Consider the following 24,233-nt stretch of genomic DNA (forward strand, 5'->3'; position numbering starts at 1 on the left):
TGTCTCAGTATTGTGATGGCGTTTTAGTTTTAATCCCGAGTGTCCGTTAATTTGCATTAAAAAATAGCATGACATGGAATTGATCGTAGTAGGGCTTATTGCAGTGAACGTGTTACTTAGCAGTTGGATATTGGTGAAGCATGGAGGCAATAGGTCGAATAGTAAAGCGATAGATGAGAAATTTGGGGCAATTAAGCAGGATTTAAATGCACAAATGGCAGAAAACCGCAAGGAAATGGCCTTACAAATGAATCAGCAATTTAAGTTGATAATGGACATGGTACGTGAATCCGGAAAGGATCAGAACGAAACACTCAGGGATTTCGGTAAGCTTTTCAGGGAAAATGTCCGTGACTTCAATGAATTGCAACGAGAGAAATTTTCTGATTTAGAGCGGCGCCAAGAGAAGATGTTGATTTCCACCGAAGCCCGCCTTGAAAAAATGCGTGAAACGGTGGATGAAAAACTTCAAAAAACTTTGGAAACACGTCTGGGACAATCCTTTGAAGCAGTCAGTAAACAGCTACAAGCTGTGCAAAAAGGATTGGGCGAAATGCAACACCTGGCCACTGGAGTGGGGGACCTGAAACGTGTACTTACCAATGTGAAAAGCCGCGGGATTTTGGGCGAATATCAGCTTCAGAGCATTTTGGAAAATATCCTTTCTCCCGATCAATACATTGCAAATGCGGTGATGAAAAAGGGAAGTTCCGAGCGGGTGGAGTTTGCCGTCAAGCTGCCTGGCAATAAAGAGGAGCCTGTCTATCTTCCTGTGGATGCTAAGTTTCCGCAAGAAGCATATCACCGACTATTGGAAGCTTATGAGGTGGGGGATAAAAGTGTTATGGAAGCTGCCAAGACAGCGCTTTACAGGGCGGTAAGGAAATCTGCCCAGGATATCAGCCAAAAGTACATCCATCCGCCCTATACCACTGATTTTGCGGTGATGTTTTTGCCTATGGAAAGTCTTTATGCCGAGGTTATTCGTGACGGGGGATTGGCACAGCAGCTCCAACAGGAGTTTAAAGTGGTTGTGGCAGGTCCTACCACCTTTGCAGCGATGCTAAACAGCCTGCAGATGGGCTTCAAAACCCTGGCGATCCAAAAGCGGAGCAGCGAAGTGTGGAAAGTTCTTGGAGCGGTAAAATCAGAGTTTGGCAAGTTCGGTGATTTGATCGAGAAGGCACAGAAAAAGCTCAATGAGGCCAATAATGAACTTGATACATTAGTGGGTACGCGGACCCGTGTGATTCAGAGAAGATTAAGGGATGTGGAAGCATTGCCAGAGGATGAAAAAGATAAGTTCTTGGATAGCTGATCCTGGACCGCTGATGAAATTTTCATATTTCTCCATGCAACTTTGTCGTTTAGCACTCGTTTTTTCTAGTAAAAGGAAGAAACTATGAAATGGAAAATGGTAATGGGTCTGTTGGCAATGGTTTTGGTGACTGCTGCCTGTAATCCAGTAAAAGTTTACTTAGAGAAAGAAGAGGTCAAAGCCGAGCGGAGCTACAGGACCTTCGCCATCATCAACCAGTATCAGGGAAAGGAGGCATGGAACTCGCCGACGTTGGACAAGAATTTAAGGGATGGATTAATCAAAGGAATGCAAGAGCGCGGTTATGAAGAGAATATCCAGCAACCAGACCTTATCCTTAGGTATAATACATTGCTTAGCGAAGGAGAGAAGGAAGTGAGGGACAATGATTATTATGGTATGTCGCCTTATGGTCCGTATGGAATGTACAATCCCTACATGTACCGCTATCCCTACGGGATGCCTTATTGGCCTAGCAGAACAGAAATAGAGAAGTATAATTTGGGGGAAGTGGTGATTGATTTTATAGACCCCAAAGCCGATGAGGTGATATTACGAATCAGTGCAGTAGGTGAAGTTAATAATGTGAAGCAAAAGTATAAGAATATTGACATATCTGTGAGCAAGATTTTGAGTGAATTCTCAAGGAATATATCCTCTTAAAATGCTAGTATTTCCTGAAATATGCTATTAAAGTAGATGGTTGCTGTTTTTTTGCTTATTTTTTCTATCCCAGTATTTTATGTAGGGGTGTTTGGCCTTTAAACAATTCAACATTTCTATATTGTGGGGAATTATCCAACATAGCAAGTTTATTTATGAATTATAACAACAAATCTTTTAAAACTGTAAGTAATAGCGATAATGGCGAAGTTTCAGGAGAAACCATCTTTGATTATAAACAGGAAGGGAATGTGCTATCGGGATATTATTCAGGAGGAGGAGTGACGAAAGGGAATTTGATCGGAACCGTAGATGAAAAAGGTACCATAAAAATGAGGTATTGTCATATCAATACCAAAGGGGAGATCAAGACCGGCAAATGTATATCGAAACCGAGTCAGGCAGCAAATGGAAAAATCAGGCTTCACGAGCTGTGGCAGTGGACTTCTGGTGATTTTTCCAAAGGAGAGTCGATTATTGAGGAGGTTTAGGGAAATACTGCTTGGGATAAAAAAGTTATATCGAAATTTACTATGATATAAGCAAAATAGGGCTACTTTTAGCAGGTACATCCTATGGGATGTGCCAGAAAAATTGATTTACAATTTTGTCATTGAGGTTTAAAACAACTTATCTTTACGCCCATGGCTATGAATATCGTTATTGCGGGGGCTGGTGATATGGGATTTCATCTTGCAGAATCACTCAGCTATGAGAACAAGGACATTACGTTAATTGATACAGACAAGGATATTTTGGAGCATGTGGCTTCCAGATTGGATGTGCTGACTGTGATAGGGGACTCGGCGTCCATCGATGTCCTGAAAAATGCAAACGTGAAGGATGCCAATATGGTCATGGCGGTCACTACCTCTGAGAAAACCAACATCGTGACGGCGATGCTGGCGAAACAGTTAGGTGCCAAGCGGGTGATTGCCCGAGTGAGAAATCACGATTATTTATTGGAAGACAATGTAGCTTACTTTCATAACTTAGGTATCGATGATATCATTTCTCCTACCATGCTTTGTTCTGGCGAGATACACCGTATGGTCAAAAATTCCACTTTTTCGGATATTTTTGAATTTGAAGAGGGTAAAATCAATGTGATGGGAGTGATCTTGGACCAGTACTCTTCATTGGTCAATAAAAGACTTGCGGATACCCGTACCATGTCCATTTTTGAGGATGTTCGGATCATTGCTATAGTGAGAGACCAAATGACCATTATTCCAGGAGGAAATACCATGCTCCGAAATAATGACCATGTTTATTTTGTGTCCAACAAAAAAGCTAGTGAATCCATCGCTCAGCTGACCGCCCAACGTGAAATAGATATTAAGAATGTGATGATCATCGGTGGTGATGATTTGGCTTTTACATCGGCGTTAAAGCTGGAACCGGAATATAAGGTAACCCTCATCCATAATAATAAGGAACGGTGCAAGTGGTTATCAGAACGTCTGAACTCTACTCTGGTCATTAATGGAGATTATAAAAATATCGAACTGTTGATCGAAGAGGGTTTGGAAGAAATGCAAGCTTTTTTGGCATTGACAGAAAGCTCCGAGACCAATATTATCACCAGTCTGAGTGCGAAGAATCATGGCGTATACAAAACAATCGCCCATGTGGATACGAGAGAATATATTCATATTTCCCATAGTATCGGGGTGGATTCATTGATCAACAAGAAATTAGTAGCTGCCAATCAAATTGCACGGCACCTGAGAAAGGGCAAAGTAGAAGCGATTTCAGGCATTTATGGAGTGGATGCAGAATTTATCCAATACGTCATTTCAAAAAACAACCGGCTTACCAAAAAACAATTAAGGGATCTGCATTTTCCTGAGACAGCCATTGTGGCGGGAGTGATTCGTGGAGAAGAGGTTTTTATTCCCGATGGGGATTTTAAATTGCAGCTGAACGATAAGGCCATCGTATTGGCTCTTCCATCTGCTAAGTCCAGTTTGGAGAAATTATTTAATTAGCATATGATCCATTATAAGGCGATTGCAAAAGTCATGGGGGGCTTACTGATGCTATTGGGGTTATTAATGCTCCCTGGGATCGGTTTTAGTTTCTACTATAAAAGTGGTGACCAAATGCCATTGATTTATTCGGCCTTTGTGTCCATGGCAATAGGTGGACTGCTGTTCTTTTCCTTTTCCAAAGAAGATCAAAATATCCGAAAGCGAGAAGGGTACCTGATTGTGGCATTAAGCTGGATTTTCATGTCCATATTTGGAATGCTGCCTTATTTGGTGAGTGGTACGCTTACCAATTTATCCGATGCCATTTTTGAGACCGTGTCAGGATTGACCACTACGGGAGCTTCTGTTTTAAATGATATAGAGGCATTGCCTAAGGGAATTCTGTTTTGGAGAAGCATGACCCAGTGGATCGGCGGTTTGGGGATTATTGTACTGACTGTGGCCATTTTTCCACTTTTGGGAATAGGCGGGATTGAATTGTTTGTGGCTGAATCCCCAGGGCCTACCTCAGATAAACTGCACCCCAGAATTAGGGAAACGGCCAAGCGATTATGGTATGTATATGTGGGGCTGACGGTACTTTGCACCGGTTTATATTATATAGGGGGAATGGATTTTTATGATGCTATAAACCATGCGCTTACTACATTGGCTACGGGTGGGTTTTCGACAAAGAATGCAAGTATGGCTTTTTTCGATGTTCCTTTTATCCAGTATGTCGCTATTATCTTTATGTTTTTGGCAGGTACCAACTTTACGGTGATCTATTTTGGGATCATGGGTAAGTTTGACCGGGTATGGAAAAGTGATGAGTTTAAGGCATATGTTCTGGTGGTCGGTTTGATCATTATTGGTTTGACTATTCCGGTGTTCTTTATCGGTGGACTGGAGTTCGAAAAAGCATTTAGGGATACGGCCTTCCAAGTGGTGTCACTGATTACGACAACAGGATATGTGACGGCTGATTACACTAGCTTTGGTCATGGCCTTACCATTTTATTCTTTCTTTTGCTCTTTGTAGGGGGATGTGCAGGCTCTACGGCCGGAGGGATCAAGTTTATCCGCCACCTCACGTTCTTTAAAAACACCCTTTTGGAGTTTAAGCGAATAGTCCACCCTAGAGCGATCGTGACGCTGAAAATTAACAGTGATCGCGTATCGGGTAAAATCATTACCCATATCATGATATTTTTACTGATTTATTTGATGGTGTTTGTCATCGGAAGCGTGATGCTGTCCATTTTAGGGTATGATATGCTGACCAGCTTTGGGGCTGTGGCAACTTGTCTCGGAAATGTAGGACCCGCTATCGGCAATGTAGGGCCACTGGATAATTTTTCCTTTTTCGATCCTTTCACGAAAGTTCTTCTGTCTGCTATTATGCTGTTGGGCCGTTTGGAGCTGTTTACCATTTTGGTTTTATTTACCCCTTATTTTTGGAGAGCAAATTAATGGTGAATTGAACTTGTTATTGCTAAAATTGCTTTTACTAGAAATGACTATCGGTAATTTTACACGTAGTGGTACCATTACAAAATGTGATTTGGAAAGTTAAGGAAGTCCCTTGGTGAGAACGGTTTAAGAAAAATGAGCAGGCCGTTAAGAAAATGAATTAGCTCGCGTCGTGGAACAGCGAGATCCATTCATTTTCAGGCCGGAGCAGTTTTCATAAATTAAATTGGGTAACGTATTTTCCTCACTGGAAAACTTGTTTTTCCCGTTTTAAAGGGCTCACCACCGGACTGGATTTTCCGTCCTTTTCATCAATGGAAATGCGTAGCATTCATGAAGACCTATTGAAAGCAATTTTACACCTGAATAAAAGGATGGAAACACAATTTATTCAATTATGCTTGGCTACGTGTATGATTGCGGAGACTCATATTACTGGAAACACTATTATTTAACAAAATTATTTTTCAACATATGGAAATAGATTATCAAATCATTTCAGTTTTTACCGACCAAAATCGGGGATTTACCGGAAACCCTGCTGCCGTGATCCTTTTGGACAAACTTCCCGCTGAAAAGGACATGCAAAATATTGCCAAGGAACTCAATCAACCTGCCACTACCTTTTTGGTCGAGGAGCCGGGTGATGACCGATTTGCAATTAGGTGGTTTGCACCGGATGCCGAGATTGGACTATGTGGACACGGTACAGCAGCAGCCACTGCTTTCTTGGGACAAAAAAAGAGTGGTGAGAGGACATTTACATTCATTTATCCAGAAGGGAAACTAGAAGGGAAATTGCATGCAGATCAAACCATTTCGATCATTACTCAGTCGATTGAAGTTTTGGATGAAGTAAAGGAAATTCCTGAGCAAATTGTAGAGGGGCTGGGGATCCCTTTATTGGCGATGTATCGAACCGAGAATAAATATATCATTCTGGCCAAAGACGGGGAGGACATTAAGAAAATGAACCCTGACTTTGAGCGCTTATCCCAATGTGAAGTCTTTGGCTATGCGGTCACCGCCCAAGGAGCGGATGTGGATTTTATAAGTCGGACTTTGGTTCCCCATACTTTGCAAAAGGAAGATTATGCGACGGGGTCTTCGCATGCGATGTTGGTGCCATTTTGGGCAAAACGATTTGAGAAGAACCATCTACAGTCATTGCAGCTTAGCAAAAGGGGAGGGGCATTCTCATGTGAGTTGGACGATAATGGCTTAGTCACACTTTCGGGAGCATTCTTGATGGAAAGAGCAGGTAGAATATCCTTGTAAATCGCAGGTTCCAAGCAATGTTGATGGTCAAGAACAAAAAGAGAGCTATAATGAGATATAGCTCTCTTTTTGGAAGAAGGGAAATTTAATCCTTCAAATATCATGAAAGATGCGAAGAGAAAATTAAGGTGTGGGGATGATTTTGACGATGCCCGTTCCTTGAATGGCCACATAGATATGGTTATCAGGACCAATTTTGACATTTCTCATTCTTCCGGCCCCATCCATCAATTTGGTTCTTTTGGTCACCTGCTTGCCTTCCAGGCTGAGCATTTCCAAGTATTGGAATTTTAATGAGCCTACAAGCATATTTCCTCCCCAATCAGGATAAGTTTCTTCTGGCACCAGCGCAAATCCACATGGTGCAATGGAAGGCACCCAATAATAAAGTGGCTGTTCCATACCTTCCCGGCTGGTTTCATCTGTCAACTTGGAATCGTCATAATTGATCCCATAGGATACTTCTGGCCATCCGAAATTGGCGCCTTTTTTTACAATATTGATTTCATCGCCTCCTTGGGGGCCATGCTCATTGACCCATATTTCATTATAAAGTGGGTGGAAGATCATTCCTTGCGGATTTCTATGGCCATAGGAATAGATAGCTTTTTTAGCATTTTCATCGTTGTAAAATGGATTGTCCTCAGGAATTGATCCATCGTCATTTAGACGATAGACTTTACCACCATCACGGGAGATGTCCTGAGGATTTACATCCCTTTCTCCCCTTTCACCTATTGAAAAATAGAGATAGCCCTCTTCATCAAATGCCATTCTTGAGCCAAAGTGCTGACCCTTTTCGGTATTAGGAGTCGCCTTATAAAGGACCTCTTGGTCAGTAAGGCCATTACCGTTAAATTTCGCCCTCATGACAGCTGTATGTGCCCCTTCACCTTCTCCTTCTCCTGAAGAATAGGTGAGATAAATCCATCCATTGGTATTATAATCAGGGTGTAGGATGATGTCCAATAATCCACCTTGTCCTTTGGACACGACATCTGGTGTGCCGGGGATAATTCTCTTATTGCCATCTTTGGCGTATATCAGTTCACCATCTTTTTCGGTAACCAATATCCCCCCGTCCGGGAGAAATGCCATACCCCAAGGATTATTGATGTCTTCTACAACCGTTTCAGTGGTGTAATTTTTTGGGTCGTCTTCTATCGGGGGAGTGTTTTCCATGACCCCCGGACGTTTGTCTTGTGCGCATGAAACGCTGCCCACTAATATCAGGGCAGAAATGACGAGCGGCTGGAGTAAGGAAAAGCTTGTAATTGGATTTTTCATTTCAATAGGTTTGTTTATAGGTTTTCTATATTTCATAAATATAATTACTGGCATCCGACTAAATTTCAAATATGATTAAAGACTGTCTTTAAACAGAAATTTGAGGGTTTTTATTCCAACCCCTAAAATGACACCTATCCCCTAAAGGGGAGTTCTAGAAAGTCCTCTTTAGGGGATTTAGGGGTGTAAACAGTTGATTTTTCAATTTGACGATTGTTTTCTCGGACGCCAGTAAATATAATCAATATTATGAGGAAAAGTTTTTAGAAAATAAAGATGATGCTGTAAAATACATAAGTGGTGCGATCAGGTTGGAAAAGCGTTTGTCGTATACGTTAAAAAATCGCAGCCCACTCGTCATCCATAACTCCATAAACTGTATCTTTAACCCAGATTGGTGCGATTACATTAAGAAACTGACTATATATGAAAAGGAAACTAGGCGTATTGATATTGGTTATTTTCTCTTTTTCATCCTGCAAAGATTTGACGGATTCGCTTTACGAGGATAATATTCTAACCTACGATCTTCATACGGTCAGTACAGAATATGGATACACTGGTGAAGCTATTTTTAAGGAGTTTTCCAATGGTACAGGCATTGAAGTGACCATTCAGCTTTATGGTGATGCCTCAGAAGATGAGTATTATTTCCCGGCTCATTTGCACTATGGAGCTTATGAAGCTGGCGCTCATGCAGGCATGGCTGATATGCTGAATAATGTCGATATCAGGCCCTTGCGCAGTGTGACTGTTCTGGAGGGACATAGTCTTGCTGATCTAATGGAAGATGATTACCATATCAAAGTACATTTGGCAGCCTCAGGGCCAGAATATGACGTGATTTTGGTAGCCGGAAACGTAGGTCGGGCTGCAGGACAATGACCCTGGTCGAATCCATGAAAAAAGCCCTGGATTCCAAGTAGAAAACAGGGCTTTGAAATGCTTGTTTAAGGCGGTTTAGAAGATTACATCAAAGTCAATATCCAGATCGCTTTCTCCGCCTGCCTGTACAAAATTCTCCCAACTTGGATTATCGGCGCCTTCAAAATTCTTGTCTAAATCATGGCGTAATACCAAGTTGAATACACTTGTGCCGTTGCCCGTATTTTCATTAACGGTAACAAAGCCACGAAGCCCTATTGGGTTTCTATCTTCGTCTTCATCATCATAGGCATATTCCAGTATGGTGCTTTCTCCTGTGAAAGCACTACCTAGAAAAAAGAACTGGTGTTCGTCTCCTTCTTCTTTGATTTCCTCTGTGATGTCCTCGTTGGCAATTCCATTATAGGCAGTAATCTCCACTAGGTACCTTTTGCCAGGTTCCAGACCATCGATATCGTCTATAATAACATTTCCTCCTAATCCTATACCTTCGTCAGAGGAGGCATTATACTCCATGGCAGTTCCAATGATGTCATCATTTCCATCCACCTCTGTAAAGGTAAGGGTGACGTCAGTAATCACTTCTTGATCCAGCTCGGGAACAGGATCATCTTTACCACAGGACAGCAAAGCTACTGATAAGATGGTCATTACGGCCAAGGCTGATAGTTTTTTCATATTGATCATAGTCTTTTGGTTAAAATTCATATTTGAGTCTTAGGGTGATATTTCGACCCATTTCATGGGTAAAATACCGGAATCGGTTCATATAATCTTTGTATTCGGTATTGAATATATTGTTTACAGTGAGGCTTCCTTTTAGATTGGACTTTTCTTTCTCCAATAGTGTTCTGTTGATACTGGCACTCCACAGGTTGTAGCCTACAGGTGCAGGAGCCAGGTCAAAGTCCGGTTCCCTTCTTTGTTTGAATACAGAAAGGTTACTAAGTTCCAGTTTTCCGATTTTATCTGTTTGGTAAACCAAGCCTGTTTCCAGTCTGTCGGCAGGGATAAATGGAAGATAAGTTTGCTCCGTAAGATTTTTAGCCCTGATCATACTGCCTTTAATGAACCATGATAGCGAGGGCAGTAGCCTGTAATCTGTACTCAAATCTATCCCCCAGAAAGAGGCATCTGTCTGGAGGTATTCATAGACATTGAAGGTGCCTCTGAGCGATACATATTCCTCACCCGTTGGGTTGAGATATATATAATTATTGATTTTATGGTAGTAACCCGATAGTTCTGCATTTACCTTATCATTGCTGAAATTCACCGTGTTTACCCATTTTATGGCCTGTTCACTGACAAGATTAGGATCTCCTATTTCAACTGCCGCAGCACCATGGTGTAGACCTTGGCTAAACTGCTCATTTATATTTGGTGGCCTCCAGGCAGAGCCCAAGTTGGTGGTAAGGAGCAAGTTTTTATCCAGGCTGTATCCAGCGCCTAGAAATGCGGTGAAGTTTCTGAAAGTGAAATCCTGCTCGTTCAACTCTCCCTGATTATAGCGGGCTGCATCCACATAGCGATAATCGTAGCGTGCGCCCCCCTCGAGTTCTAGTGGCCCATTGGTATATTTCTCGATCAAGAATGCTCCCAGGTTAACCATATCATAGTTTGGGATGAGCGGTGTCACCCCTGTGCCCGGGATATTGTTATTGGCTTGCTGGAGTGCACTGACGCCGATGGACCCATTCCAGTTTTTGCTTGAGGGATGTTCATAGCTCAAGTCAAGCGTATTGGTAAATAGCTCCAAATCCAGCGCAGCGCGGTCATTTAACGCACCTCTTCGGACATCGTATTCTTGGCGGTTATTTTGTTGGAAAGCATATTTGATGTTAATGACACCATCGTTGTTAAGATGGTAGTGACCTTTGGCTTTTAGGAGTTGGTGGACTACTTCCTGCCTGGGGTTTTCGATGGTATAAGTGAAGTCCGGGTTTGAAAAGGGCCTGCCGTTGGCAATCAATTCTGCCAAGTCGGAGGAGTTACCCGTATGACTATCGCTCAAAATCCCAATGGTCGTGGCAAATCGGCTATAGAAGAGTTCCATTCCCAATTCCTTGGTGTTATAGCCTATTGCTCCAGAGAAATTTAGTTCCCGCATGCCGGTATTATCCTGATAATATTCCGGCGTTTTGATATTTCCCCCGTTCCTTGAGGATGCCTGGACACGGTAGCCAAACCCGTGAAGGTTTTTTAAACCGCTTTCAAGGCTAAAAGCAGCCGCTCCATTCCACCCATTTGTGCCTCCTACCAACGTAGCAGATCCAGTGGTGCCTGCAGACACGGGAAGTTTAGGAGGGCTAACCAAAATGACACCACCCATGGCCTCTGGCCCAAAGCGTACTGTCTCGGCTCCCTTAACCACGGAAATATCCTCTGCCAAAAAAGGATCCACTTCCGGGGCATGTTCGCCTCCCCATTGCTGGCCCTCTTGCCTCACTTCATTGTTAAGAATCATGATGCGATTACTGTGCATGCCGTGGATGACAGGCTTACTGATATTGGCACCTGTGGTGAATGTGGTTACCCCGGGAAGTTCCTTGAGCGTTTCACCAAGGTTTTTGCCGCGGTTTTCATCCAATATATCTTTGCCCAAGTGGGTGATGCCGTTCAGGGTATTGACCGCGTTTTTATGCCCGATAATTTCCACTCCATCGATCAAATACTCCTTGGAAACCAGACGAATGGTCATGTTGACATGATCGTGCACATTAAGTTGGAGAAGTTGACTGGAATACCCTAAAAATTCAACGCTTATGCCATAGTGTCCTTCACAGACATCCTCTAGATGGAAGTTGCCATTTTGATTGGTAATGGCGCCCTTTTCCAGTTCCTTTATCCAGATATATGCGCCTTCAATAGGTTCTTGACTTTCTCGGTCTACTACTTTTCCTTTTACATCGAATGCACACTTATCTTGCGAAAAAGCAGGGTGGCAGATTGCTAAGAAGAATAAGATGAAAGCTTGTAGCTGTAGCATTTTGATCATGAGAGCACAAATATAGTGCAATAACGTTGCTAAATGCAATTAGGTTTCATGAAAAGTATTAATTGCTCTCTTGGATCTTAAATAAAGAATTCTTTTAGTTTGGAGAGAACAGCAGTTAATAGCTATAAACTCTTGCGCTAGTTTCCAAACTTGCTCAAATTAAGCTTATTACGGTATTAATTATTGTTTTTTGTTGTTGGCTCTTTATTTTTTTGAAAGGAGAAATGGAAATTTATCGGCCTTCATGAACTCGCTGCATTTCGTTAGTGGGAAAAAGACCCCGCCATTACGTTACACTTGTATTGACAGCAGATTGAAATTACTTCTATGCTGCAGTGCGTAATGACGGGAATCTATGTGATAGCCTTTTGGCTTAGTTAAATGCTATTAATTCTCATAAACTGGCTTATCTCCTCCAAAAGCCCTCAAATTATAGGTAAGGGTGAGCATAAAGAACTGTCTGAGGACATCGGTTCTTTCTGTCTCGATATAAACGTCTGTAACACTCCTGTTGATACTGGTGTTTTGGTTTAGCAGGTCGAATACGGTCATTTTAAGTTCAAGGTTCTGGGTAGGAGGAAAACGATACCCAAAGTCAGCGTTCATTAGCCAAACTGACTGGTCATAGGCTTCTCCCAAGCCGACATAGAATTGGTTGTTTACATTGGAGCTGATGAAGAACCCTTTCCAAAAATTCCAGTATAGATCCAATCGGGTTTCATGGGAGTAATACTCCGTATTTCTGTTTTCCTGGATAGAGCTCTTTACTAGGTTATAGTTTCCTGATGTGCTGATATTAAAGTCAAGATCTTCCCCTACATTACTGCTGATGCCTACCCCTTGGCCAAGTCCAAGGTTATGGTTGTTATTGAGTTGGTCATTGATTAGCCCTGGAGTATTGGAGTAACTGATCCGTGTGTCCAAGTTTAGATTGCTTTTCATGAAACTCAAGGGAAAGCCAAACGAGATGCTGGTATTTGCGTTCCAGGCCCTGCTCAGATTGACCGGCATGCTGAGCTGCCCGCCTTGCCTCAGGAGTACATCATCTTGGATCAGGGTATCCCGTGAGGCGATGTAGGTGCTGGTTCCCATGAAGTTGTTGCGCAACCCTGCGGAGAACCACATAAAGAAAGATTTGGAGTTTTCAAGGTTGATTTTCCGAATCCTGGAAAAGATTCTGTGCTCATATTCCTGCTCCAGTTCTGGGTTACCCATGGAAATCTGCAGTGGGTTACTGTTGTTGATCACATCCTGTAACTGCCTTACGGAAGGCGCTTCAGTATCTGTCCTGTAGCCAACTCGCACACTCAGGGATTTGTTGGGCTCGTAGTCTACAAATAACCGGGGTACAAAGTTCTTGAAAGTCCTTTTCGTGTTTTCATATCCGGGAAATAGGCGATCACTATTGAGTTTGGAGACTTCGTAATTCATGGATGAAAATATTCTCCAGATTTCACCAGAATAGCGGTAGCCCAAACTGATTTCATGTCTCTGGTAATTGTTTTCAAATTTATTACTCAAAGTACTGTCTTTTTCAAAGGTAGTAGATTCCATTTCCCGTTGGGACACGTCTTGTATGTTGTCGCTTTTGTCATTCCCTATTTCATATTCCACTCTTAATTGGGAATTTTCACCAATGGGTTCGGTGTATTCAATTTCTGCTTCATACTCGAAAGACCCGTTTTCATTGTTGGTCCTTTGAATTAAGCTGTCCAAGTTACCACTTTGATAATTTTGGTTGACAGAAATCAGCATTGATTCACTCTTATTATCCCTGTAGCCTGTCTCTATACTCGTGGAGATGGTTCTTCCAGGTTTGTTGAATTTGTAACGATAAGTGAAGTCATTATCAAACCTCAATCCTTCATTAGTGCTTTCTGTGGCGTTTACGGTCTCACTTATGGGAGTCGACTGATCAAAGAGGTTAACAGCAGCAAGTCTATTGGTGGAATTTCCTTTTTCATAGGAAAGACGTGGCCTCCAAATGATGGCGTGTTTTTCCGTAATATCATATTCTAACTTCATATTTATACGATGTAGTTGGCTGTTGCTTTCCTCATGCCTTTCTTCATCATAAAACTGCAAACTGTCACTTGGAAGAATATATTCCCTGGTAGACATTCTACTTAGCGTGTTTTGACTGTCATTAAAGAAGTAATTTCCCGAAAAACGCGCCTTGCCATCGTCAAATTTGTCTGTAAAGTTGGTGCCCAGGGCATTGGTTTTGGTAATGCCGGGTTGTTCGCGGACGGTAATGTCATCACTGTCCCTTCGTCCCCATCCACGGCTGTTCCCAGACCCAAAGGCCCCGGTAAGGTCGTCTGCAGAGAAGTTTTGTTGGTTGATGTTATTGCTGAGGCCAAGCAAGGAAAGGCGCTGGGCACCTTCAAAAAAGTGGACCGCACCACCTGCGAGGTAATTGTCATCCGTCCCATAGCCGGCAAATAGCTGCCCAAATTTCCCGCCACGGGTTTCTTTTTTGGTGATGATATTAATGGTCTTAATGGTCTCTCCATCGTCAAATCCTGTCAAACGAGCCTGATCACTCTTTTGATCAAGAAATTCAATCTTATCGATAACGGCCACTGGTAGGTTTTGCATGGCCATTGCAGGGTCATCCCCAAAAAACGGTTCTCCATCCACCAACACCCTGCCGACGGTTTCTCCCTGAACCTCAATGGTTCCACCGTTCATTCTGACACCGGGCATTTTTCTGACCAGTTCACCTGCACTGGCCTGAGAGCGTGTTTTGTAGGCGTTGGCATTAAAGGATACTGTGTCTCCCTTTACCTCTCCAGTCATTGCCTGTCCCTGGATTTCTACTTCCTGTAGCTGGTTGGCATCTTCCTCTAGGGTTATTGTCCCAAAATTGCTTATACTATTACCTTCAATACTTCTTCGCAGGGTCTTGTAGCCGATGAAACTGACTTCCAAAACGAACGTGCTTGCCTTAGGTTTAGTGATCTTAAATTCACCGTTCTCGTCTGTGTAGGTATTGGCCAGGTTATTATTCTCAGCATCCTTCAAAAAAATGTAAGCTCCAGGGAGCGTTTCCTTGGATTCCTTGTCCACTACCTTCCCTCGGAGCATATTTTGCCCTATGAGGTCTCCACATAGTAACAAGCAGAAAAAAAGTAGGAGGTAAATCTTACGCATAATGTTGTTTTTGAGTTAGTTGTGTTTGTTTTTTACTGGTGATCGTTACTTTATTAGACTCCTAAATTACGTAAAGGTTTACCTTAGGATTGCTTTATTGTATGAGTGGAGTGTATTTAAGGTGAGTGGGGTAAATAGATGGTGGGAATTTGGGCGGGGCAGCCTAAAAAAAACATCAAATGCGGCTTCCTTAGGTGCTAAGAAAGTCGGGATCATTGATCCTTAAATTATTTAAGTGGTTTTGATCCCCTATACAAGAGACCAACTACTCGTTTTCAGGGCGATGAGAGCTCGAAAAAAAGGGGCTGTGTTTACCAAAATAGACTGGTTTTGAAATGGTTTGTATAATATTGATATATGGTGTGTTTTTATGGTTGATATTGTGTTGTTCGTTTATATTTTTGGCTTTTTTGTTGATTTAATTTTGCGTATTTATTATTGAATTAATTTTTATTTATATGTTTGTTTATGATTTATAAGAAAAAAACAGGGGTCTGAAATGCGATTATTTATATTTAAACGTTTGGTTGCGTTTTGTCTATTGTTTGTGGTGATATGGGCTTGTCATTCGGATTTGCCAATTCCCGCTGACAGTTCCCATATGGGACATAATGGAGAGGTTTTGCAAATTCTTGAAAACCGGTATATCATTATTTTGAAGGAAGAAAATGCAGGGCTGTTGTTGACACAGGACAGAGAATCGATTAAGCAGCAAATAACTGACTTTGCAGATGATATGTTGAATGGGCTGTCCATACAAAAAGATCGGATAGACCATGTTTATAGTGGCGGGATTTATGGGTTTTCAGCTTATTTGAACGAGCAGGAATATAAGAAATTGAGCAGGATGCCTGATGTGGCGATGATAGAAAAAGACCGTGAAATTAGTTTTAAGGATATTGGCCCTGAAATAAGCCAGGATTTTTACGGGGGGGCAGCTGGAAGGGTGTCAGGAGACTTGGTGCCCTATGGTGTAGAGCGGGTGGGAGGCCCCAAAGCCTATACAGGCAATAATGTGGTGTATATAGTGGACAGTGGCATTGATCTGAATAACGATGAACTGAACGTAAATGAATCCCGAGGATTTAATGCCATATATACCGGGGAAGAAAGTAGGACCTTCCAGGATTTTAATGGGCATGGAACACATGTGGCAGGGATCGTAGGGGCAAAAATGGACGGTAAAGGCATTGCAGGGGTCGCTGCAGGTGCCCAGGTAGTTCCTGTTAAAATTGTCGATCAAGATGGACGTGGTACCTATTCTGGAATTTTAGCGGCTTTAGATCATATAATGGAAGATGGCTGTAAGGGTGATGTGGTCAATGTCAGTTTGACCGGTCCTATCACGCCTACACTGGAAACGTCAATACTTAAAGCGACTGAAAAGGGAATATATTTTGTTTTTGCTGCTGGAAATGATAGTGATGATGCTAACAACTATTCCCCTGGAAGGCTAAATGGTAAATATTTCTCTACTGTGTCGGCGATGGATGAAAATGATGTGTTTGCCGAGTTTTCCAATTATGGCAATCCACCTATCGATTGGTGTGCTCCCGGGGTTGGGATTCTTTCCACATGGATAGATGGGCAATTTAATTTTAGAAGTGGTACATCCTATGCCGCCCCACATGTGGCAGCCTTGATTTTATTGGGCGGTCCGGCAAAGGGAGGTCTGGTAAAAAATGATCCCGATGGCATTTGCGATCCTATTGCAGTATGGAAGTGTCCTTGATGTAGGGGCCGAGGATTGGCAGTGGAGAATTCGATCGCTACTTTTACTTTATCCTCTTTTTAAGCTCAACAAGTAAGTATTCCAGTCCATTGACCCTAATTTCATACATGGTGTGAAGCCACATGCCGAGTTTGCCTTCTGGAAATCCTTTCCCATGCATCCAAACGAGATAATGTTCAGGAATATCACAGATCAATTTGCCCTTGTATTTCCCAAATGGCATCTTTTTAGTAACTAGATCTACAAGTATTTCTTTTTGCATACGCGAAGATATTCTAAATTCCTTTTAACTTTAAAAAGAAATGGAAATACTCCTTCCATTTTCACCAGCGGCAATGTGTAAGGAGTCTGATTTTGGTTATATGCGATTATTTAGATCAATAGGTTTTTTAATTCTCCTATTCATGGTGATGGGTAAATCTCCCGTAAAGGCCCAAAGTAAAGCGGAGGGAGATTGGAAGGGTGTTTTGGAAGTAATGGGGCAAAAGTTGCCATTGGTCTTTCATTTGAATAAGACGGATGAAAAGTGGGAGGGTACCATGGACAGTCCAAAACAAGGGGCCACAGGCATTTCCTTGAATGAGGTTTCAGTTGACTCTTCGAACGTTTCCTTGGGTATCAGTAGACTAAATATCAGCTATAATGGTAAGGTGGAACAGGATACCATTCGGGGTACGTTTTCCCAGGGTGGCATGGAGTTTCCCCTTGTGCTGGCGAGGTTACCAGAGGGGGATCAGGGCATGGGGAAAAGGCCACAGGAACCGAAAGGGCCTTTTGATTATGAAGAAATCGAGACTTCCTTTACGAATGTTGCAGCAGGGATAACCCTTAAAGGTACCATCACAAAGCCTAAAGGCATGGGGCCGTTTCCTGCAGTAATATTGGTCAGTGGCTCTGGGCCTCAGGATCGAAACGAAGAAATGTTTGGCCATAAGCCGTTTTTGGTTTTAGCAGATTATTTTACACAAAATGGGATTGCCGTGCTACGATATGATGAGCGTGGAGTAGGGGGATCTGAAGGGGATTTTGATGGTGCATCTACTTTTGATTTTGCCGATGATGCAGAAGCTGCCATGACACATCTCAGGAAGTTCCCTTTTGTCAATCAGCTCAAAGTGGGGGTGATAGGTCACAGTGAAGGAGGCATGATCGCTTGGATGATGGCAGCCAAGCACAACGGGCTATGTTTTGCGGTTACTATTGCCGGGCTCACGGTTCCCGTGCCCCAATTGATGAAACAGCAAGTCAGGGACCTTTTAGCGTCAGTAGAAGCTCCGGAGGAACAGAAGAAAAGAGAGGAAGAAGTTATCGGTATTTTTTATGAAGTATTGGCCCAAACCAACGATTATGATAGTCTGGAGATAGTGCTTCCTGCCAGGTTGGAGGAGTATCTTGTGGGGGCAGGGGAGCATTATACTGAGGATGAACTTGAGGATTTTGTGTCGAAATATGCCAATATTCTAAATCCGTGGTTCTTTGCATTTGCTAAAATAAATCCTCAGGAATATATCCGGAAAACTGAAATTCCCGTATTAGCGCTTTTTGGCGATAAAGACATCCAGGTAAATGGCAGCATTAATTATGAGGTTTTGGAAGTGATGAAAGAAGAAAATGGAAAAGGGAATTTCACGATAAAATTGTATCCTGATCTCAATCACCTTTTTCAACATAGCAGTACCGGGTCAATGGCTGAATATGGTGCCATTGAAGAGACCTTTAGCGATGAAGTGATGGAAGATATTGCCCAGTGGGTATTAAGTCAATAAAGAAGAGGTTTTATATGCAACGTATATGAAAATAGAAACAATTTGGAATTGTTTTACGGAATTTGCACCAAATTTCGGTTTTCAATGGAAATATGCTCAAGACAAGGACTAAACACAGAGAAATATGCTGGATTATTATGGGCTTAATTTCTTTACTAAATTTTAATTCAATAAATTTGGCCTAGCAAAAAATCACCATCCTATACGAGGTTGCAAGATGTTTTTAGCATACGAACCACTTTTTTGTTTGGAATGTTAAGAAGTGGGGAGTGAGAAGATGGATTTAAAATAACAACATAATTTTACCTATTAACCTTAATTAAAAATGACAAAGATTAAAGTAGGAATTAACGGATTCGGAAGAATAGGAAGACTGGTGTTCCGAGCAGCCCAGGAAAGAGATGACGTTCAGATCGTAGGGATCAATGACCTGGTAGATGTGGACTATATGGCTTATATGTTGAAATATGACTCTACCCACGGCCAATTTAAAGGTGAGGTAGCAGTGAAAGACGGCCAATTGGTTGTTGACGGAAATGTTATCCGTGTAACAGCTGAAAAGAATCCTGCTGATCTTAAATGGTCTGATATCGGAGCAGAATACGTTGTAGAATCTACTGGTCTCTTCCTTACCAAGGAAAAGGCACAAGGACATATCCAAGCGGGTGCCAAGAAAGTAATCATGTCTGCCCCTTCCAAAGACGATACTCCAATGATCGTGATGGGTGTAAATGAATCTTCTTACACTACTGATATGCAGTTTGTATCCAATGCATCATGTACTACCAACTGTCTCGCTCCACTTGCCAAAGTGGTAAATGACAATTGGGGAATTGAAGAAGGCTTGATGACGACTGTTCACGCCACTACAGCAACTCAGAAAACGGTAGATGGTCCTTCCATGAAAGATTGGAGAGGTGGCCGTGGCGCCGGACAAAATATCATCCCATCTTCTACAGGTGCTGCTAAGGCGGTAGGGAAAGTAATTCCTGAGCTGAATGGCAAGCTGACGGGTATGGCTTTCCGTGTACCAACTCCTGATGTGTCTGTAGTAGACCTTACGGTAAGACTTAAAAATGCCGCTACTTACGAAGAGATCTGTGCTAAAATGAAAGAAGCCTCTGAAGGTGATCTCAAAGGTGTATTGGGATATACTGAAGATGCTGTGGTTTCCAATGACTTCATTGGTGACGCCAGAACATCCATCTTCGATGCAGGTGCAGGTATCCAGTTGAGTGACAAATTCGTGAAACTGGTCTCTTGGTATGACAATGAGTGGGGTTACTCTAACAAAGTAGTAGACCTACTTACTTATATAGCTAAGAAAGGTTAATTACTGACCTAACCATATAAAAAGGACCCGACAGGATGTTTTCTGTCGGGTTTTTTTGTGTAATGGTTGATGGTCCGGAGAGGTGGTTTTTTGCAGGGTCTTCCTACCTTAATCCCAAATGCCATTTGATCTGGTAAGGATCTCTGGAGTGCTATCTGTTATCAAAATGGTATGTTCATGTTGGGTCACAAAACCGCCTTTGTTTCCCACAAGTGTCCAACCATCGTCCAGGGTATCGGCGTAAGTGGATTTAGTGGCAATGAACGTTTCCACCGCCACAGTGGTATTTTTCTTAAACCGTTCACGATTGCTTTTTACCCTGTAGTTTAAGATGTCCTCTGGTTGTTCATGTAGACTTTTGCCCACCCCATGTCCTGCAAGGTTTTTGATCACTTTATAGCCTCTTTTCTTGGCTTCACTTTCTATCAAAAAGCCGATATCTGCAATTTTGATACCGCCCTTAATACTTGAAATAGCTTTTTTAAGAATTTCCTTGGATGCGTTGACAAGGGGCTGGTGATGATGAATGTCTTTGCCGAGGACAAATGATCCACCATTATCCGACCAAAAACCGTCCAATTCAGCGGATACATCTATATTGATCAAATCCCCTTCTTTTAGCACCCTGGCATTTTTAGGAATCCCATGGGCTACTTCCTTATTTACGCTGATGCAGGTATATCCCGGAAATCCATACGTTTCATAAGGTGCTGATTTGGCACCATATTCTTTCAAAATAGCACCGCCATACTCGTCGAGTTCTTTTGTAGTCATCCCAGGTTGGGCGTATTGGCTCATTAATTTAAGCGTTTGTCCTACGGCTTCACTGACGCGCTGCATTCCAAGTAATTCTGATTCTTGTGTGATCGACATGGTTTGATTTTTTTGCTGGCTTTGAGTAAAGAAAACCAAATTTAACTAAAAGGAGTGCATTTCCATGCCTTTTACCATTGCATTCAGGGCACATTAAAACACTAAATTTTCTTCATGTATCCCTAAGCGAAAAAGAGGTTGCACCATTGGTTTTTGGATGCAACCTCTTAGGAAGGTGAAATAATTCCTGACTACTTAATCCATGACGATTTTATAGCTCGGATCATTGTCGGCATAGTTGACATTGATGATTTTTTCAGCCTTCTCCAGTAAGGTTTTTGAGCTGGTGCTCAGGTGACGGATATAGACGGTCTTTCCGGCCTTGTAATACCTTTCGGTAACTTTGTGCACTGCATCTATTCCAGAGTGATCTACAATCCTACTTTCTGCAAAATCAATAATAATTTCTTCGGGATCATTAATAGGATCAAATTTTTCACTAAAGGCCAGCGCAGAGGCAAAGAACAGCGGGCCATAGATTTCATAGTGCTTCACACCGTTTTCATCTACGCGCTTTCTTGCACGGATCATTTTGGAGTTTTCCCAAGCAAATACCAATGCGGCGATCACCACCCCAATAAGCACGGCCAAAGCCAGGTTATGAAGGAATACGGTAATCAGGGTTACGACGACCATTAGGATGACATCAGAAGTAGGTACTTTTTTGAAGATTTTAAGGGAAGCCCATTCAAATGTACCAATGGCTACCATGAACATCAGCCCAACCAATGCAGCCATGGGAATCATTTCGATATAGTTGGATAAGAAGAGAATAAAGGTCAACAAACCGAGCGAGGCTACTATTCCAGAGATTCTGTTCCTACCTCCGGCATTCACGTTGATTAGGCTTTGTCCAAGCATGGCGCAACCGCCCATTCCTCCAAAGAAACCGGTAGTTGTATTGGCAATTCCCTGCGCAATGCATTCTTTGTTACCATTGCCGCGGGTTTCGGTGATTTCATCTACCAACGTAAGGGTCAGAAGGCTTTCAATCAATCCCACACCAGCCATAATCACGGAATAAGGAAGGATAATCATAAAAGTTTCCCAGTTTAAGGTAACCATTGGCAGATGGAATTCTGGTAGGCCTCCTGATATGGATGCCATATCCCCGACTGTTTTGGTGTCTACATTGCCAAAAATCACAATCCCGGAGATCACCAGTATTGCGGCCAAGGCAGAAGGGATCACTTTGGTGAGTTTTGGAAGGAATTTGATGATGACCATGGTCAGGATTACCAGGGCAAGCATAATCCAAAGAGGAGGGCCGGTGATCCACTCTTTTACGCCCGGGCTTGTTTCGATCTTAAACTGCTCGAACTGGGAAGTGAAGATAATAACTGCAAGTCCGTTTACAAATCCATATATGACAGGATGAGGCACTAGCCTGATGAGTTTTCCGAGTTTCAAAACCCCTATCAGTACCTGGATTATACCCATTAATACAACTGCGGCGAAAAGAAATTCTATGCCATGGGATTGGACCAAAGCCACGACGACAACTGCAATGGCTCCAGTAGCTCCTGAGATCATGCCCGGTCGTCCTCCGAAAATAGAGGTGATCAGAGAAATAATGAATGCCGAATAGAGTCCTACCAATGGCGATACCTGTGCTATGAGAGCAAAGGCCACTGCTTCAGGCACCAAGGCCAAGGCTACAGTAAAGCCAGAAAGTACTTCATCCTTTAAGCTGGATTGCTTGGGACGAAATAGATTAAAGAACATTTGTGTCATGTCTTTTGCTATTTATAGATAGTATGAAATGTGATTGTACAAGAAATCTGGACAGCCAATCGGTTTGGCTACCATGACATAAATGGTGTCAAAAAAAAATCTACTCAGGGTGGAGTAGGGGTGGACTTTATGATAATATTGTTTTCCATCAGAATCGTAAAGGTAACGTTTTTTGCAGGATACCAAATAATCTTTTAGGTTTTAACTAAGTTGGTTCAACTTAGTGATTATTTGGAAAAGCCCTATTGCTACCAGAAATTTCTAAATTGTTTATTTTGAAACAAAATTAGCGTTTTGTTATGGATAATTCAAATTTAGTGTGGCTTATTAATTGTTGGATAAATAAGATTTACTTTATTTATTCATTCGTAAACCTCTATGGGTAAGTGAGTTTTGGTATTGTAAATAATACTAATTACAGGTATTTATAATTTCGTAACATTTTAATAAATTAAGGTAATGTTGGTCTAAAATTAGAATGACAACAGTTTTTTGAATTTAGCAACCTAAATGACACACTAATGGACTCCTACAAAAAGACCATAGCTGAGTTGTTGGAATTTGCGGGTATTCAGCTGAATGGGTCGGCTCCCTATGACCCTAGGATACACCATGATCAATTTTACAGACGCGTGATGAGAGAGGGCTCGCTAGGCCTTGGAGAAGCCTATATGGAAGGATGGTGGGATTGTGAGCGGCTTGATGAATTTTTTTACAGGATTCTACGTGCAAATCTCGATCAGAAAGTAAAGGGAAACCTAAAGTTGCTCTGGCAGGGTGTGAAAGCACGGTTGTTCAACCTACAGACCAAGGGCCATTCCAAAGACATCATTGTCCAGCACTATAATGTAGGAAATGACCTCTATGAAAAGATGTTGGATGAATACATGATGTATAGTTGTGGCTATTGGCAAGGTGCTGATAACCTGGGTGAGGCGCAAGAGAATAAGCTGGAGTTGATATGCCAGAAATTGAAACTTAAACCTGGTTTACGTGTACTTGACATTGGCTGTGGCTGGGGTGGTTTTGCGGAGTATGCAGCAAAAAATTACCATGTGGAAGTCGTGGGGATCACCTTGTCAGTAGAACAGGCCAAGCTCGCTAAAGAGCGATGTAAAGGACTTAATGTGGAAATAAGGATCCAAGACTACCGGGATGTGGACGAACCCTTTGATCGCATTTTGTCCATCGGGATGATGGAACACGTAGGTGCTAAAAACCACCGGGAATACATGAAGGTGGTAAGCCATAACCTAAAGGACAACGGTATTACCTTGGTCCATACTATCGGCAATAATGCATCTTATCAATATACAGATCCATGGATAGATAAATATATTTTCCCAAACAGTCTGATCCCTTCGGCAGCTCAATTGACCAATGCCATGGAGGGCTATCTTTTGTTGGAGGATTGGCATAATTTCGGATTGCATTACGACTATACTTTGATGGCCTGGCTGGAGCGTTTTCGCATGGCCTGGAGTGGTTTAAAAAAAGAATATGATAATACTTTTTGCCGGATGTGGGAATATTATCTTACCTGCTGTGCAGGCTCTTTCAGGGCACGTAAAAACCAACTTTGGCAGCTGGTGATGGTAAAAGATACTTTTAAGGGAGATTATAAAGCTGTCCGCTCTGTCAATCAAACCCATTCGGTTTAATTATAGGACTGTTTTGTTCAAGTTACCTGACATTCCACAATGATTTCATGTAGGTTTATGTAAGTTTGTGAAGATCAATTTAGATGCGTTATTCATCATTAAC

18 protein-coding genes are annotated in these 24,233 nt (G+C 42.2%); 11 read left to right on the plus strand and 7 right to left on the minus strand.

What is annotated here, in order from left to right; translation table 11 throughout:
* The first annotated feature begins 73 nt into the window (after nt 1-73).
* The 6 genes from FKX85_RS14235 to FKX85_RS14260 all read left to right on the plus strand — a co-directional run bounded on the left by FKX85_RS14235 (nt 74) and on the right by FKX85_RS14260 (nt 6,705).
* Nucleotides 74-1,318, plus strand: coding sequence for a DNA recombination protein RmuC (locus FKX85_RS14235; protein ID WP_141615368.1), 1,245 nt, complete (start codon nt 74-76; stop codon nt 1,316-1,318).
* Nucleotides 1,319-1,402: 84 nt separating this feature from the next.
* On the plus strand, nt 1,403-1,981 hold the full coding sequence (locus tag FKX85_RS14240; protein ID WP_141615369.1) for a DUF4136 domain-containing protein: 579 nt from the start codon (nt 1,403-1,405) through the stop codon (nt 1,979-1,981).
* 155 nt (nt 1,982-2,136) lie between these two features.
* On the plus strand, nt 2,137-2,472 hold the full coding sequence (locus FKX85_RS14245; protein WP_141615370.1) for a n-acetylglutamate synthase: 336 nt from the start codon (nt 2,137-2,139) through the stop codon (nt 2,470-2,472).
* A 153-nt stretch (nt 2,473-2,625) separates the two neighbouring features.
* Nucleotides 2,626-3,972, plus strand: coding sequence for a Trk system potassium transporter TrkA (gene trkA, locus FKX85_RS14250; protein WP_141615371.1), 1,347 nt, complete (start codon nt 2,626-2,628; stop codon nt 3,970-3,972).
* A 3-nt stretch (nt 3,973-3,975) separates the two neighbouring features.
* Complete coding sequence (locus FKX85_RS14255) at nt 3,976-5,427, plus strand: TrkH family potassium uptake protein (RefSeq protein ID WP_141615372.1); 1,452 nt, start codon at nt 3,976-3,978, stop codon at nt 5,425-5,427.
* A 474-nt stretch (nt 5,428-5,901) separates the two neighbouring features.
* A complete protein-coding gene (locus FKX85_RS14260; protein WP_141615373.1) occupies nt 5,902-6,705 on the plus strand; it encodes a PhzF family phenazine biosynthesis protein in 804 nt (267 codons plus the stop codon).
* A 123-nt stretch (nt 6,706-6,828) separates the two neighbouring features.
* Here the strand turns inward: FKX85_RS14260 and FKX85_RS14265 are convergent, their stop codons facing one another.
* Entirely contained in the window at nt 6,829-7,992 is a 1,164-nt protein-coding gene (locus FKX85_RS14265; protein ID WP_141615374.1) for a PQQ-dependent sugar dehydrogenase, read from the minus strand.
* A 426-nt stretch (nt 7,993-8,418) separates the two neighbouring features.
* Between FKX85_RS14265 and FKX85_RS14270 the strand changes: the two genes are divergently transcribed.
* Entirely contained in the window at nt 8,419-8,877 is a 459-nt protein-coding gene (locus FKX85_RS14270) for a hypothetical protein (RefSeq protein WP_141615375.1), read from the plus strand.
* Nucleotides 8,878-8,952: 75 nt separating this feature from the next.
* Here FKX85_RS14270 and FKX85_RS14275 read toward each other — a convergent pair whose 3' ends face one another.
* From FKX85_RS14275 to FKX85_RS14285, 3 genes are all read right to left on the minus strand, one after another.
* A complete protein-coding gene (locus FKX85_RS14275; protein ID WP_141615376.1) occupies nt 8,953-9,555 on the minus strand; it encodes a hypothetical protein in 603 nt (200 codons plus the stop codon).
* Between the two features lie 19 nt (nt 9,556-9,574).
* Complete coding sequence (locus tag FKX85_RS14280) at nt 9,575-11,875, minus strand: TonB-dependent receptor (RefSeq protein ID WP_141615377.1); 2,301 nt, start codon at nt 11,873-11,875, stop codon at nt 9,575-9,577.
* A gap of 387 nt (nt 11,876-12,262) precedes the next feature.
* Nucleotides 12,263-14,965: a TonB-dependent receptor domain-containing protein gene (locus FKX85_RS14285; RefSeq protein WP_317130637.1), complete on the minus strand. Its 2,703-nt coding sequence runs from the start codon at nt 14,963-14,965 to the stop codon at nt 12,263-12,265.
* A 565-nt stretch (nt 14,966-15,530) separates the two neighbouring features.
* Between FKX85_RS14285 and FKX85_RS14290 the strand changes: the two genes are divergently transcribed.
* Nucleotides 15,531-16,763: a S8 family serine peptidase gene (locus FKX85_RS14290; RefSeq protein ID WP_141615379.1), complete on the plus strand. Its 1,233-nt coding sequence runs from the start codon at nt 15,531-15,533 to the stop codon at nt 16,761-16,763.
* 43 nt (nt 16,764-16,806) lie between these two features.
* Here the strand turns inward: FKX85_RS14290 and FKX85_RS14295 are convergent, their stop codons facing one another.
* Complete coding sequence (locus tag FKX85_RS14295) at nt 16,807-17,025, minus strand: DUF3820 family protein (protein ID WP_141615380.1); 219 nt, start codon at nt 17,023-17,025, stop codon at nt 16,807-16,809.
* A gap of 40 nt (nt 17,026-17,065) precedes the next feature.
* On the opposite strand from FKX85_RS14295, the gene FKX85_RS14300 reads away from it, so the two are divergent.
* Nucleotides 17,066-18,529, plus strand: coding sequence for an alpha/beta hydrolase family protein (locus tag FKX85_RS14300; protein ID WP_141615381.1), 1,464 nt, complete (start codon nt 17,066-17,068; stop codon nt 18,527-18,529).
* 325 nt (nt 18,530-18,854) lie between these two features.
* Entirely contained in the window at nt 18,855-19,862 is a 1,008-nt protein-coding gene (gap, locus tag FKX85_RS14305; protein ID WP_141615382.1) for a type I glyceraldehyde-3-phosphate dehydrogenase, read from the plus strand.
* A 108-nt stretch (nt 19,863-19,970) separates the two neighbouring features.
* Here gap and map read toward each other — a convergent pair whose 3' ends face one another.
* Nucleotides 19,971-20,735: a type I methionyl aminopeptidase gene (gene map / locus FKX85_RS14310; RefSeq protein WP_141615383.1), complete on the minus strand. Its 765-nt coding sequence runs from the start codon at nt 20,733-20,735 to the stop codon at nt 19,971-19,973.
* Between the two features lie 195 nt (nt 20,736-20,930).
* Nucleotides 20,931-22,469: a SulP family inorganic anion transporter gene (locus FKX85_RS14315; protein WP_141615384.1), complete on the minus strand. Its 1,539-nt coding sequence runs from the start codon at nt 22,467-22,469 to the stop codon at nt 20,931-20,933.
* Nucleotides 22,470-22,990: 521 nt separating this feature from the next.
* On the opposite strand from FKX85_RS14315, the gene cfa reads away from it, so the two are divergent.
* Nucleotides 22,991-24,130 (plus strand): cyclopropane fatty acyl phospholipid synthase, encoded by a 1,140-nt coding sequence (cfa, locus tag FKX85_RS14320; protein ID WP_141615385.1) that lies wholly within the window; start codon nt 22,991-22,993, stop codon nt 24,128-24,130.
* Nucleotides 24,131-24,233 lie beyond the last annotated feature (103 nt).

The sequence above is a fragment of the Echinicola soli genome, from assembly GCF_006575665.1.
In the GTDB taxonomy this organism is placed as follows: Bacteria; Bacteroidota; Bacteroidia; order Cytophagales; family Cyclobacteriaceae; genus Echinicola; species Echinicola soli.